This window comes from Bradyrhizobium sp. 139 (assembly GCF_023074175.1).
GTDB lineage: Bacteria > Pseudomonadota > Alphaproteobacteria > Rhizobiales > Xanthobacteraceae > Bradyrhizobium.
The window spans coordinates 45029-57268 of the sequence record NZ_JADPKS010000084.1 but is presented as its reverse complement, the minus strand read 5'-3'; the positions used below and the strand labels follow the sequence as shown (position 1 = coordinate 57268).

Sequence of the window (12240 nt, the reverse complement as noted above, 5' to 3'; positions counted from 1 at the left end):
TGATCCAAAGCCCTGCCATAAAGCCTTTTATCGAAGTCCTTTCCGGACATCGACAACCAATTCCCCCAATCTGGATGATGCGGCAGGCCGGCCGCTATTTGCCGGAATATCGGCAATCGCGCGCCAAGGCGGGAAGTTTTTTCGATCTCTGCTTCACGCCGGAATATGCTACTGAGGTCACGCTGCAGCCCATCCGCCGCTTCAATTTCGACGCCGCGATTAACTTTTCCGATATTCTGGTCATTCCCTACGCGCTCGGCCGCGAGGTGCGCTTCGAGGTGGGCGAAGGTCCACGGCTCGATCCCCTGGACACGCCGGAAAAGGCCCGCGCGCTTTCAACGCAAGTCGACTTTGTGAAACTCGAGCCGATCTATGAAGCGTTGCGGCGAGTGCGCCGCGAGCTCGATCCGACGACTGCGCTGATCGGCTTTTGCGGCGCACCGTGGACGGTTGCGACCTATATGGTGGCCGGACAGGGTACGCTCGACCAGGCGCCGGCGCGGATGATGGCCTATCAGCATCCGGATGCGTTCGCCGCATCATCGACGTGCTGATCGAGAACTCGATCCAATATCTGCTCGGACAGCTCGCGGCCGGCGCCGACGCCTTGCAGATTTTCGACACCTGGGCTGGCGTGTTGCCACCTCGGGAATTCGAACGCTGGTCGATCGAACCGGCGCGGCGCCACATCGTTGCGGGCGTGCGCGCGAAGGCACCGGACGCCAAGATCATCGGATTTCCCCGCGGCGCCGGCGCACTGTTGCCCTCCTATGTCGAAGGAACCGGCGTCAACGCCGTCAGCATCGACTGGGCCGCAGAACCTTCATTGATCAGTGAGCGTGTGCAGAAGCGCGCCGCCATTCAGGGCAATCTCGATCCGCTAGTCCTGGTCGCCGGCGGCGCGGCGCTCGATCGCGCGGTCGACGACGTGCTTTCCGATTATGCCAAGGGACAGCTGATCTTCAATCTCGGTCACGGAATCTTGCCTGAGACGCCGATCGCCCATGTCGAGCAGATGCTGAAACGGGTGCGGGCATATAAGAGCTGTGATTCGCGACAATCAAACCGGCCGACTGCGCTCGATGATGTCGGCCGCACCTTTTTGCAGCAGCTCAAGCCCGACCGCGCGACCTGTCGGCAGGTCCGGAACGCGATGCTTCGATGAACACACCACGCCTGTCGTCTCGAACTTGACGATCTCGAGATCGAGACCGGGAGCAGCCGCGGCAAGCCGGCGGGCAATTTCCTCGGTCTGCGCCAGCGCCATCGCGCTCTTGCGCGTTGCCGGACCGGACAGGGTTTGCCGCCATCGAAGTTCCAAATGACGCGGCACCAGCCGCGGCTCCCAACCCGCTTACAGCAGCCTCGAATTCAACTTCGCTTTGCAGCGCACCAAGACCTCTCGACTCCCGATGTGATGATCCTTGTGCGAACAGATGCGCAGGTCAGGATCGTGCGTCATCGTCTGCACACGACAAAGTCCCTGAGCAGAAGTCCCGTCGGTTGTTTGATCTTCAGCGCCGGCACTGTGTTCGGTCATCTATCGGCCCCATCGTCGCACTTAGCTTGGCGGGCCTTAGTCTTGAGAATTAGGGGCAGCTCCATTGACGAATCGCACGAATTGCACCGAAAGCACACGCGAGTGGCGTTCGTGAAGATCGACAACGCCTGATGAATGGTGTTCACTCTCCGAGGAGAGATCCGAGCGAGATCTCCCGAGTGCGCCAATATCGATCGACACATTCATTGGTTCATAGGGAGAAACGAGATGTCCTTCGTCGCGCGACGATTGGTGGCGTTTTCGACAGCCATCATAGTGCTTGCTGCAAGCGGAGGCAGCGCACTTTCCCAGAAGAAATACGATGCAGGAGCAACCGACACCGAAATCAAGATTGGCAACATCATGCCCTACAGCGGGCCGGCGTCGGCTTACGGCATTACAGGCAGGACCGAGGCCGCCTACTTTCGCAAGATCAACGGCGAAGGCGGCATCAATGGCCGCAAAATCACATTCATTTCCTATGACGACGGTTACAGTCCACCAAAAGCGGTCGAGCAGGCGCGGAGACTGGTTGAGAGCGACGAGGTTTTTCTCATCTTCGGCTCGCTTGGCACGCCGTCCAACACCGCCATACAGAAATATATGAACGCGAAGAAGGTGCCGCAACTATTCGTGCAGACCGGCGCGACCAAATGGAATGATCCGCAAAACTTCCCGTGGACTATAGGTTGGTCGCCCAACTCTCAGAACGAGGCACTGATCTACGCGAGGTTTATTCTGAAGGAGAAGCCGAACGCCAAGATCGCCGTCCTCTACCAGAACGACGACTACGGAAAGGATTACCTCAAAGGCCTGAAGGATGGCCTCGGCGCCAAGGCTGCGTCGATGATCGTTGCCGAAGACGCCTATGAGGTGGCCGAGCCGACCATCGACTCGCACGTCGTCAAGATGAAGTCGCTCAATGCCGACGTATTCGTCGACATCACCACGCCAAAGTTCACGGCACAAGCCATCAGGAAGGCGGCCGAGATCGGCTGGAAGCCACTGCACGTCCTCAACAGCGTAAGCACCTCCATCGGAGCCGTCATCAGGCCCGCCGGCTTCGAAAACGCCCAGGGCATCATTTCGGTGACCCATCTGATGGACGCGCTCGATCCGCAATGGAAGGATGATCCCGGCATGAAGGCCTTCGACGACTTCCTCGCCGACGTTTTCCCCCAAGGCAATCGGGCCGATAGTCTGGTGATGACAGGCTTCAATATGGCCCAGACGCTGGTGCAGGTCCTCAAGCAGTGCGGCGATAATCTCACGCGCGAGAACGTGATGAAGCAGGCTGCAAACCTCAAGGACTTCAGGACCACCAACCTGCTGCCCGGCATCAAGATCAACACCAGCCCGATCAATTTCGCGCCGATCAAACAGGTGCAGCTCAGGAGGTTCAAGGGCGACAGATGGGAGCTGTTCGGGCCCACACTAAGCAGCGAAATCGGAGGCTAGAGCCCTTTATTCGATCATAGCGGCGGATGTCGATCCGGCGCGACGTCTCCGACCTTCAATGCGCGCGATGCCACGTCTGCATGAAGGGCTTCCTTTCCAAGGTCGGTTAGCTGCGTCAGCTGGCGCTCGCGGTAGACCAACTGGTCGCCGAGTTCCAGCTCGCGCTTCTGCACCTCTTGGTCGGGGCGGGCAAATCGCTCGTAATCGTCGCTAAAACGAAGGAGGATCCGCGTCCGCCGTACCCGGCAAGACCAAGGGAAGGCTGGCATTTCTCCGATGATGGAGTACGATTTCTCGAGGCTGGAGAGAGGCCGCGCGTGTGGCGCGCGAAGAGCTTGATCAGCCGACTTCAAGACGAAGTCCGACGGCGGAGGCTGACAGATGGTGCAGCAGTCGCTGAACATCGCGTACTCGGACGGCAGCTCTCAGGTGTTGTGGGAGGACGGCGAGCGCGTGTTCAGTCGCGGCTGGCGACTGGACGACAATGGCAACCGGCTCGCCGTGCTACTTGTTGCGCCTGCGGCCGACCACCCGACCCGGGCGAGACTCGATCGCCTCACGCACGAATACGAACTGAAAGATGAACTCGACGGGGCATGGGCGGCGCGGCCGCTCGCCCTCATGCGCGACGCCGGTCGGACCGTACTAATGCTCGATGATCTGGGCGGGGAGCCGCTCGATCGTTTGCTCGGTAGGCCCATGGAGGTAGGACGCTTCTTGCGCCTCGCAATCGCTGTAACCTCGGCTCTGGGCAAGCTTCATCAGCGCGGGCTCATCCACAAAGACATCAAGCCAGCTAATATTGTGGTGGACTGCGCGGATGAACACGTGCGGCTCACTGGGTTTGGCATCGCATCGCGCCTGTCCCGCGAGCGGCAGGCGCCCGAGCCGCCCGAGACCATCGCAGGTACGCTTGCCTACATGGCACCCGAACAAACCGGGCGGATGAACCGCTCGATCGACGCCCGCAGCGTGACCCGCTGGTTAAGAGTACAGCTGCTCCGAAAACCGCGCCGTTGGGCGTACCGGCCAGAGATCCAAGCATCGCACCCACAGAAACTAAAACAAACCACGCGAGGAGACCATTAACCCGACGCTAGGGCAGTCCCAGAGCCGGAAGCGCAGAGTCAGCGCTCTTTCTCCTTCATTCTTGCGCGCGCTTCATGACGCACCCGGTCTTTGTCGTTTGCCGCTCGGTGGTGCTCCTGAACAGAGTCCAGAACCGTCGCGCGTGCAAACGAATGGCCGTGTTCGAGATGGTGCGCGACCCGCTCCTTTGCAGCTTCTATGATATGTCGCTGCGCTTGCTCATCCCGCGGAAACACGCGTTCCAGCGCCTTCTCAATAACCACCATTTGCGAGTGGGCCGCGACCAGATCGGGATCCCGCACCGCCGTCTGCCGATCGGCCGTACGAAACTTCTCCGCCGTCACCCTCCAACGGTTGCGTGGCACCTGCCGCCGATCTATCCGCGCACTCCCGCTTGCGGCATCTATGACCTTGATGTCTTTGGCGACGCGTTCGACGCCATCCCTACGCACTTGGATGCGATCACCGACCCTTGCCTTGCTGTCGGCGGTCGCCGTTGCAAGTCCGACGCCCCACACCTGATGCTGCCGGCCGTTGTCGAGCTCGATGGTCACGTAGGTGGACAACTCGGCATCGCTACGATTGCGATAGGGTGCCTGGCCGACCTCCATCAGGCGCCCCGAGACGCCTTTGTCGTAATCGAGCTGATCCGCGCGCTGGCTTCTGTCGGAGGGCGAGCGAGCCTCTGCATCGCGGGTCCCGGCGTGTGTTCGATCCCAGACGTCTCGCCGATCGGCGAGCGATTGCCGATCGAGCTCGTTTGGTTGATAGCCTTGCACCTGAATTCCGCGCGCGCCAGCCTCGAGCCATGCCTCGCGGCGGAATTCCACGGAGCCGCGGACCCGAAGGGCGTCCCACTGCCGATGTTGCGCCACGCCAATCATGTCGCGGATCACTTCGGCGGCGGCCAGCCGGGTGACGAGGCGATCTTCCGTGACCTTGAACGCGAGGTACTCGCCGCGTTCGTCCGCATAGAGCCGGGCTTCGCCGTCTGGGCCATCTTTCCCCAACTCGTTGGCCACCACATAATATTTGCGGCGGATTCGATCAGGCAACGCGTTGTCCTTGACCGTCGCAGAGGCCAGCTTGTCGCTCGGCGCTGACTTGGCTGCTGTGTCCTCCCCTCCCTGGTCCGGGTCGGGACGGCGCCCCGTGCGATGTTGCCGGCTAAGGCTGAAATCCTCGCCATTGTCACGCCTGTCGTTCATGCTGCTGCCCGTTCTGATTGCGGCTGGAGCGTCGTGCTGGCGGGATGGCCTGGGCGTCGATGTATTTCAGAGTCCAGGCTTTCATATCCTCTTCCGATAACCCTTCAAGGTCGACATCCACGTCGCCGAAATCGAAACTGGCGCTGGAAGGAATTGTCGAGGGGTCGGCCACCTCCTCGTCGGTCATGGGCCGCGCCCGGAATACCGCGCGCAGCTCGGCGATCTCGGAGCGCAGCTCCTTAAGTTCGGCGTCGAGCAGTGCATTTGAGCGGCCTTTGGGCAACTCCCGGACCGGGGCCGGCAGCAATCGCGGCAAGAATGCCGCATCCTCGTAATACACGATCTTGTCGGCGATGATGGGTGGAATGCCGGTGCCGAGGATAAAGGCCTTGGATTTCGGAAGAAGCTTCAGTTCTTGCGGCAACATCAGGGCGCGACGATGCTCGGAGATCGTCTCGCTGGTAGACCGCATGGCGAGCCCTTTTGGTCCGCTGCGGCTGTGCGCTTTCACGGTATCATAGCCAATACGCTCCGAGAGCTCATTGGCGACGTCCTGCTCTTTCGGGGCAAACACGACCTCGACGGCGTGGTTGGTCATGAAGTTGCGGGCCGCGTCGATCCCGTAGATGGCGCGCAGCTGGGCCGGGCTCTGGACCACGGTGAGAAGGCGGATGCCATATCCGGCGATGAAGGCGACCGATTTTGCCAGCACACTGACATTGCCCAGCGCCGGAAATTCGTCGAGCAGCAGCAGCACCTTGCGATTGAATTTGGGGTTTTGTTCCGGCAGCTCGCGGGTATTGAGATCGACCACCTGCTGAAAAAATAGATTCAGAAGCGGCGCCATGCGGTCGAGATTGTCAGGCGTCACTCCGAGATAGATCGACATAGGCTGCCTCCTCAGCTGCCGCAGGTCGAAATCATTGGACGAGGTTGCAGCATCGATGCGGGGATTGAGCCAAAGACCCAACCGGGCCGTCACGGTCTTGCGGACCGAGTTCAACGTGTTCTCGGAAGCCGCGAGGAAGTCGTTCAACGCCGTAATGCAGTGCCGCGACAGCGGGGAAGGACCCCCCTTGCGGTTGGCGATGATCTTGTCGAAGTGGGTCTTGAGATCCTGGGTCGCCGACAGCTGGCGCAGGATCTCGCCGATCGTCAGTGGCAGGCCCGGCGTTTCGGCGACATAGCCGCCGATCGCCACAAAGGACGAACGAGCTGCCTCGAACCAGAACGGATCACCGCGGCTTTCGGCCGGAAACAGCATCACCGCGATGCGCTGCAGATCGTCATAGAGATCGCCGGGATCGCTGCGGACATAGCCCAGCGGATTATAACGCGCGGTGCGACCGTTCTCCTCGAGCGGGTCGAACAGATGGACCTCTTGCCCATGGGCTGCGCGAAATCCCGCCGAGCGATCCCAGTTCTCCTTCTTCACATCGAGAACGACAACTGAATCCGGCCAATTGAGCAGGTTCGGAATGACATAGCCGACGCCCTTCCCGGCGCGGGTTGGGGCGTAGACCAGGACATGCTCGGATCCGCCGAAACAGAGCAGTGCGCCGTCTTTGCGGCCGAGCAGCACGCCTTCCTTGGACCGAAGGCCGGCGGCCTTGATCTCGCGTTCGGAAGCGAAGCGAGCGCTGCCGTGAAGGGGCAGAGGCCGGTGCCGTAAGATAGCGCCGAGCAGGCCAAAGACCACGATCACCCCGGCCAGCGTTGAAAGCGTCAACCACCGGTCAAACCGTGGGTCAGTGCCGTAACGGGGCCAGCCGGTGGCGATCTCCGACCAGTGCAGGCCACCATCGTGATGCCGGAGCCCGAGCAGCAGAACATTTGAGGCGACCAGCAGAAACACCCCAATGGCGCCGACCGCAAGCGCACTACCGAGCGCGAACCTAGTGGGCATGGTCGCGTTTGCGAACGGGATCATAATAGATTTCCGAGATGCGGTAGCGGCCGTCGCGCTTCTGCATTTGGACCACGACGTCGACCAGAAGCAGCAGGAGCGAACGGATATCATCGCGATGAAGGTCGCGGCCCTCCGCACTTTCCTTCACCAGCAAGGTCAGTTGCTCGAAGGCAAGCCGGGCGCTGTCGGCATGGACCGTCGTGATCGATCCCGGATGTCCGGAGTTCACATTCCGCAAATAGAAGAACGCCGTCCCATCCCGCAGCTCCTGCAGCAAGATCCGATCCGGCCGCATCCGCAGGCAGGACTCAAGAAGCTCGCGCGGTCCAATTCTGGCGACGCCCTGCCCGTCCTTGGCATAGAGCAGCCGCACACAATTCTGGTGCGGGATGACAAGCTCGGCGGTGTCCTCAATGGTGATAAGCCGCTCCTGCGCTGGAATTGCCGCGATCAGCGCCTTGGACAGGGTAGTTTTGCCGGAGCCGGTCGCTCCAGAAATGAGAATGTTGCGGCGGGTCCGTACCGCAAGCTCGAGAAACTCGCGCCAAGCGCCGGCTTCTTTCAGGGCAAGTAGGCGACGCTCGTCAGGACTGAGCTCATTCCCGGTGACACGGACCTCGTCGAACAGTTTTGCCTGCTGGAAGGCGTCAAGCGTCATGGTCAGGGTCGATGGCTTGCGGATCGTCAGGCTGATCGTCCCGGCCGGGACAGCCGGGGGCACCACGATCTGGCAGCGCTCATCGTCGATCAAACTGGTCGACACCACCGGATGCTCCGGACCGACGTCCTGACGGGTGTGACCGGCGGCGGCAGTCGCCAGATGCGAGAGGTAGGCATGCGTCAAAGCCGGCGCTTCATGCCGGGTCCAACCTTCACGTCCTTCCACGAAGATCTCGCCAGGGCGGTTGACGACGATTTCAGTCAGGGTTCTGTCGGCAAGGTATGGCGCCAGCGGCTCCAGATAGCGCTCCAGGACGAGGCGGCCACCATCGCGTTCGTTCGATGCACCCTCGTTCATTTTGTCACCACAGCCGGTGCCACGATGGTCCCAGGGATGGTGCGGTCGAGAATCTGAGTCCGGGTCTCGATTCGCCGAAGTTGGTAGACCGAGGAGAAATCGACGTCGCGCGCAACAAAGATGTTCACGAGTTCGCCCTGGTTCTTGTTCAGCGTCGGCGGGATGTTGATCGACTGTTCAACCGCAATAGCGGCGGCGGTGTTGGTGGCGCCCGCGGTGTTGTTGATCTGGATGGAGCCGTCCTGCATCTGCTGACGACCGATCGATGAGGCATCGCTGACAATCGAGAGCAGGAGCGCCGAGCCAAACCGCTCAAAGAAGTGGGTGTCAATGTCGCCGTCGAAGCCGGCGCGGCCCAGCGCATCGGTGGCCGGCGAGGCCAGTGCTGCAATCACGCCGGTCGGCGTCTTGGCGCGGGTCCACAGCACGAACAGGCGCTTTGAGCCGCGCCGCACATTGCCGCGATACTCGCCGACCACCTGCGTGCCTTTTTCCATGAGCACCACGTTGCCGGAATCCGACATCACGTCCCGTATGACGACGCAGGAGACGAAGCCGGCCACATCAGACGACATCGCAGTCTCCAGTGCGCACGGAATTGAAGTGCCCTGAGTAACCAGCAGATTACGGTTTGGAAGCCGCGCCGCGCGTACGCCCTCGATTGGCGTGGGCTTCAGTTTGTCGGCAAGATCGTTGCGCGGCTCGCCCCGTCCAAACTCATAGGGGTCGGTCAGGACGCTTCCGGTGGCGCTATCGCGGGCGGGGCGCCCGGAAGAAATCGGCCGGTTATAAGCGAGTACCGGCGCGCGTCGCGCGCTCTCCAGGAGCTGGTCGGAGGCAGGTGCCGGTGCCGCTGGGGCGGCTGCGACCGGTATGGCTATCGAGGCTGTGGTGATCGGTGCCGACGGCGGTTCCGGGGCGGGTTCAAAGGCCGCCGCCGGCCGGATCATCAGCTTGCGAGCGGAGTCGCTCACCGGCTTATCACTCTTCCAGGTGGTCCAGATGATCAGAAAGGCAAAAGCGGTCAGCCCCAGCGCGCCGAAGCTGCGCTTTAGCATCGCCGCTCGACCATTGTCCCCGCCTCCCACAGGGGTAATGCCGCGGTCGCCGGCAATCGTCTCATCGTGATGCTCGGTCATGTCGCGCCCGCCTATCGTGACTTCAGGGATGGAGGTGATTTCTTCGCCCGCCGCTCGATCGAGGGGCTGGTGGTATTGGTACCGGGGTTGATCCCCACCGCGTCGAATGCCTCGTTAAAAATGCAGAGCACGTTCTCGCCTTTCCGTAGCCGAAACTCTCGTGCTGTGGCATGGACGACCACGAGCTCGCCGCGGACATCCTTGGGCACAAGGCTTTCCGAGCCGTCTGAGTTGATCAGGTAGATCGCCGGAACTTCGCGGTTGCCCGCGAAGCGGAAAGTGGTCTCCTTGCCGTCATCGAAGACGGCTTCCGGCTCGAGATCGATCGAACCCTGCGCGGAAAACCGCCAGTTGCGAGCCCCATAGGCATGATGCAAGTCAAAGGTCTGCTCGATCAGCGCGCCTTCCCGCTCGGCGCCCCGCGCGGCCGCTTCCATGCGCCGGCGCTCAATCTCGTCACCGGGATAGGCGAAGCGGACGACAAAATAACTGTCTGCAAGCGTGGTCTCGGCGATCGACAATTCGAACTGATACGAGCGCTTGCGGCCGTCGGGACGGGTGGTCACAACCTGCAGATTGGTCGGCGGATGCTTTTCCCGCGGTTTGAGGAACAAGATCGAGCCTGCCGGGGCAACTTCCCATGCGACGGAGTCGCCGATCGCGACATGCGCGACCTCCTCGTCATCAGCAAACAAAATCTGGGTTGAAGCCCGGATGACGCCGTTGACCCGCACCACGTTGGCCGGATCGTAAGTGACCGTGCGCACGCGCGCGTCGTGTTGACCAGGTGCCGGCTGCTGCAGCGCCAGCACCGGCCCCGCGAATCCCAGCGCAAAGATCATAAAAAGGGCGAAACGTTTCATGGCACGACCTCCGGATCGGCGCGATATTCCGAAACTACAAAGCCGAGGGGATTAATGAGACGGTCGGCAGAGGACATTGGCGCGCTGCCATAGGAGAAAGTCAGGGTCGAGACCCAATGGGTGATGCGGGTTTCCTCGCCCTTGCGGCTCTCCTTCATGAACCGCACGGATGCGACATTGTCGGCCAGGAGCGAGATCGCCTTGATGCGTACGGTGGCGACCCCGAAACGGCCTTGAACGACCTGCGGGCTTTCGGGATTGGAGCCGCGGTACCACGCCGCGAAACGGGCTTGCTCGCCCGCCCCGGACAGCAAGGAAATGGTTCGAAAGTTGGTTTCCGCCTCCGGATAGCTGTAGCCCTCGCGCGCACGCACATAGCGGCCGAGAAAATACTTGGTCACGGCTTCATCGTAGCGCGCCGGCGTCGATTTGAGCGCGGAGACCGTATCAACAATGCCGGTGGCATTATCGACCCGGATGACGAACGGCTCGACTGTTTTGAGTGGCGCAAGGGCTGCCACCGCACCGACCGAGGCGGCCGCCAATACGCAGGCACCCGCTGCAATCACCCACGCCGTTCGGCGCGAACGATGGGCCGATAGCAACAGATCCTGTTCCCACCGGCGCGCGTCGTCGAAATAGGTCTTCAGATCATCCTGCCGGACCATCTCACGCCTCCCTGCCGCAGGCGCGGTAAGAGGCTGCAATGTTCAACCGAGAGCTCAAATTGGCGGTATGGCTGGATGGCGCTGATGGCCCGGTCTCGCCCTTGCGTATGATGGGTGCTGGCGCCGACGGCGCAATTGGCGGCTCGGGTGCCGCCAGCGGCGTTCCCGTCTCCCAGTCCCACAACGAACGATTGAGCGGCCGGCGCGTCAGACCATCACAGGACGGTGGCCCCTTTGACCAGTTCGCGCAGCCTCCAAGCTGCCATCCGAAAACGCAAATGATGAATAGTCGACGCCACATCGTTCTGATGCCCCTGTTTTTCTTATCGCCTGATGCCGGCGATCTTTTGCTTAAGCTGTCGTAGTGCCCTGCGATCGGACCCGCCGCATACTGCCGCCCTGCCGTCCGGCTCTGACTGCGGCGAGACCCCGGCTCGCCGACCAGCGTGCGCCGGCATAGGCGCCGCCCGCAGCCGCCGTGGCATTGGCAATCAAGGGACTTGTGACCAGCCGGCTTGCGAGGGACGCGCCGCCCCCGGCGAGACCGCCTGCGATGATCGGCAATTGCAGCGCGATGTACCCGGATAAACCGAGCACTGCGCTGATCGCGACCGCGGCCACCACCATCTCGCCGGCTGTGCCCGCATTGGCTGCGAACCTGTCGATAAAGCCGCTGACGGTCGTTAGCATCAGCCCGACCAGAGCGACCACCAGGACTAACAGGATTACGAAATTGGCAACCTGCCGAAGCCAGGCCTCCGTAAACGGCCGCGTCGCCTCGAACAGTCCCAGCGCAATGAAGACTGGACCAAGCGCGATCACGACGCCGAGGCCGACCTTGGCATAGAGCAAGATGGCAAACTGCAAGAAAGAGGCAACCGCCACAAAGACCAGAAGAATGGCGGCAATCAGGGCAGGCGCAACGTCGGTTATACCCGCTTGATCGTAGATCTTATTGGCTACGTCGATTCCTTTGGAGAGAAGTTGATCGAAAGGCGCTCCGGAATTGGTGTTCAGTCCGGATCCCGCCAGAGCATTGCTGATCTCTTTTGGCAAGGAGTCAAAAAATAGGCCTGTGACGTATTGCTGGAACGCGCTTGAATTGGTCGCGAGCAGAACCACGACCACGATCCGCATCGCCCGCCAGGCGAATTCCATGATCGGCTCGGAAATCGCGCCGCGCATCACAGCAAAACCGTAGAGGACGACGTAGAGCATCACGGCGACGCGCAGCGGGCCATCGATGTACGACGCGAGATTCGACACCGACGTCGACACGAATGCTGTAATCGGTTGCTCGAACTCTTTCAGGAAACTGTCAAAGACGTTTATGGCCATCGCGGCGGTC

General features: G+C 61.4%; 11 protein-coding genes and 2 pseudogenes. 4 read left to right on the top strand and 9 right to left on the bottom strand.

From position 1 onward, the window contains the following. Window positions 1-2 precede the first annotated feature (2 nt). Window positions 3-1033, top strand: a pseudogene (gene hemE / locus IVA80_RS20255) (uroporphyrinogen decarboxylase); the annotation flags it as partial. 141 nt (window positions 1034-1174) lie between these two features. On the opposite strand, the pseudogene IVA80_RS38635 reads toward hemE, so the two are convergent. Further along, a pseudogene (locus tag IVA80_RS38635) lies at window positions 1175-1267 on the bottom strand (hypothetical protein); the annotation flags it as partial. Window positions 1268-1768: 501 nt separating this feature from the next. Here IVA80_RS38635 and IVA80_RS20250 point away from each other — a divergent pair. Further along, complete coding sequence (locus tag IVA80_RS20250) at window positions 1769-2998, top strand: ABC transporter substrate-binding protein (protein ID WP_247434182.1); 1230 nt, start codon at window positions 1769-1771, stop codon at window positions 2996-2998. A gap of 14 nt (window positions 2999-3012) precedes the next feature. Here IVA80_RS20250 and IVA80_RS20245 read toward each other — a convergent pair whose 3' ends face one another. After that, window positions 3013-3351 (bottom strand): hypothetical protein, encoded by a 339-nt coding sequence (locus tag IVA80_RS20245; RefSeq protein ID WP_247434179.1) that lies wholly within the window; start codon window positions 3349-3351, stop codon window positions 3013-3015. Between the two features lie 28 nt (window positions 3352-3379). Between IVA80_RS20245 and IVA80_RS20240 the strand changes: the two genes are divergently transcribed. Next, window positions 3380-4087 carry a protein kinase gene (locus IVA80_RS20240; RefSeq protein ID WP_276007579.1) on the top strand — a complete coding sequence of 236 codons (708 nt, stop codon included), beginning with the start codon at window positions 3380-3382 and terminating at the stop codon, window positions 4085-4087. Window positions 4088-4125: 38 nt separating this feature from the next. Here the strand turns inward: IVA80_RS20240 and IVA80_RS20235 are convergent, their stop codons facing one another. From IVA80_RS20235 to IVA80_RS20210, 6 genes are read right to left on the bottom strand one after another with little or no spacing between them, the layout of a single operon-like run. Then, window positions 4126-5295 carry an LPD7 domain-containing protein gene (locus IVA80_RS20235; protein ID WP_247434176.1) on the bottom strand — a complete coding sequence of 390 codons (1170 nt, stop codon included), beginning with the start codon at window positions 5293-5295 and terminating at the stop codon, window positions 4126-4128. Next, complete coding sequence (locus IVA80_RS20230; RefSeq protein ID WP_247434174.1) at window positions 5279-7225, bottom strand: type IV secretory system conjugative DNA transfer family protein; 1947 nt, start codon at window positions 7223-7225, stop codon at window positions 5279-5281. The genes IVA80_RS20235 and IVA80_RS20230 overlap by 17 nt, the downstream gene beginning before the upstream one ends. Next, window positions 7191-8222 (bottom strand): P-type DNA transfer ATPase VirB11, encoded by a 1032-nt coding sequence (gene virB11, locus IVA80_RS20225; RefSeq protein ID WP_247434171.1) that lies wholly within the window; start codon window positions 8220-8222, stop codon window positions 7191-7193. Before virB11 ends, IVA80_RS20230 begins: the two co-directional genes overlap by 35 nt. Then, window positions 8219-9361, bottom strand: coding sequence for a type IV secretion system protein VirB10 (gene virB10 / locus IVA80_RS20220; RefSeq protein WP_247434169.1), 1143 nt, complete (start codon window positions 9359-9361; stop codon window positions 8219-8221). Before virB10 ends, virB11 begins: the two co-directional genes overlap by 4 nt. Window positions 9362-9372: 11 nt before the next feature. Continuing rightward, window positions 9373-10224 (bottom strand): P-type conjugative transfer protein VirB9, encoded by an 852-nt coding sequence (gene virB9 / locus IVA80_RS20215; protein ID WP_028143675.1) that lies wholly within the window; start codon window positions 10222-10224, stop codon window positions 9373-9375. Continuing rightward, window positions 10221-10892 carry a virB8 family protein gene (locus tag IVA80_RS20210; RefSeq protein WP_247434166.1) on the bottom strand — a complete coding sequence of 224 codons (672 nt, stop codon included), beginning with the start codon at window positions 10890-10892 and terminating at the stop codon, window positions 10221-10223. The genes virB9 and IVA80_RS20210 overlap by 4 nt, the downstream gene beginning before the upstream one ends. 38 nt (window positions 10893-10930) lie before the next feature. Between IVA80_RS20210 and IVA80_RS20205 the strand changes: the two genes are divergently transcribed. Beyond that, entirely contained in the window at window positions 10931-11257 is a 327-nt protein-coding gene (locus IVA80_RS20205; protein WP_247434163.1) for a hypothetical protein, read from the top strand. Here the strand turns inward: IVA80_RS20205 and IVA80_RS20200 are convergent. Beyond that, a complete protein-coding gene (locus IVA80_RS20200; protein ID WP_247434158.1) occupies window positions 11244-12230 on the bottom strand; it encodes a type IV secretion system protein in 987 nt (328 codons plus the stop codon). The two genes, IVA80_RS20205 and IVA80_RS20200, sit on opposite strands and share 14 nt — an antisense overlap. Window positions 12231-12240 lie beyond the last annotated feature (10 nt).

Excerpts from the sequence above, each read along its gene's own strand:
- virB11 (WP_247434171.1), bottom strand. The coding sequence starts at position 8,222 with ATGAACGAGGGTGCATCGAACGAACGCGATGGTGGCCGCCTCGTCCTG.
- IVA80_RS20205 (WP_247434163.1), top strand. The coding sequence starts at position 10,931 with ATGTTCAACCGAGAGCTCAAATTGGCGGTATGGCTGGATGGCGCTGAT.
- virB10 (WP_247434169.1), bottom strand. The coding sequence starts at position 9,361 with ATGACCGAGCATCACGATGAGACGATTGCCGGCGACCGCGGCATTACC.
- IVA80_RS20250 (WP_247434182.1), top strand. The coding sequence starts at position 1,769 with ATGTCCTTCGTCGCGCGACGATTGGTGGCGTTTTCGACAGCCATCATA.
- IVA80_RS20210 (WP_247434166.1), bottom strand. The coding sequence starts at position 10,892 with ATGGTCCGGCAGGATGATCTGAAGACCTATTTCGACGACGCGCGCCGG.
- IVA80_RS20200 (WP_247434158.1), bottom strand. The coding sequence starts at position 12,230 with ATGGCCATAAACGTCTTTGACAGTTTCCTGAAAGAGTTCGAGCAACCG.
- IVA80_RS20240 (WP_276007579.1), top strand. The coding sequence starts at position 3,380 with ATGGTGCAGCAGTCGCTGAACATCGCGTACTCGGACGGCAGCTCTCAG.
- IVA80_RS20230 (WP_247434174.1), bottom strand. The coding sequence starts at position 7,225 with ATGATCCCGTTCGCAAACGCGACCATGCCCACTAGGTTCGCGCTCGGT.
- IVA80_RS20235 (WP_247434176.1), bottom strand. The coding sequence starts at position 5,295 with ATGAACGACAGGCGTGACAATGGCGAGGATTTCAGCCTTAGCCGGCAA.
- virB9 (WP_028143675.1), bottom strand. The coding sequence starts at position 10,224 with ATGAAACGTTTCGCCCTTTTTATGATCTTTGCGCTGGGATTCGCGGGG.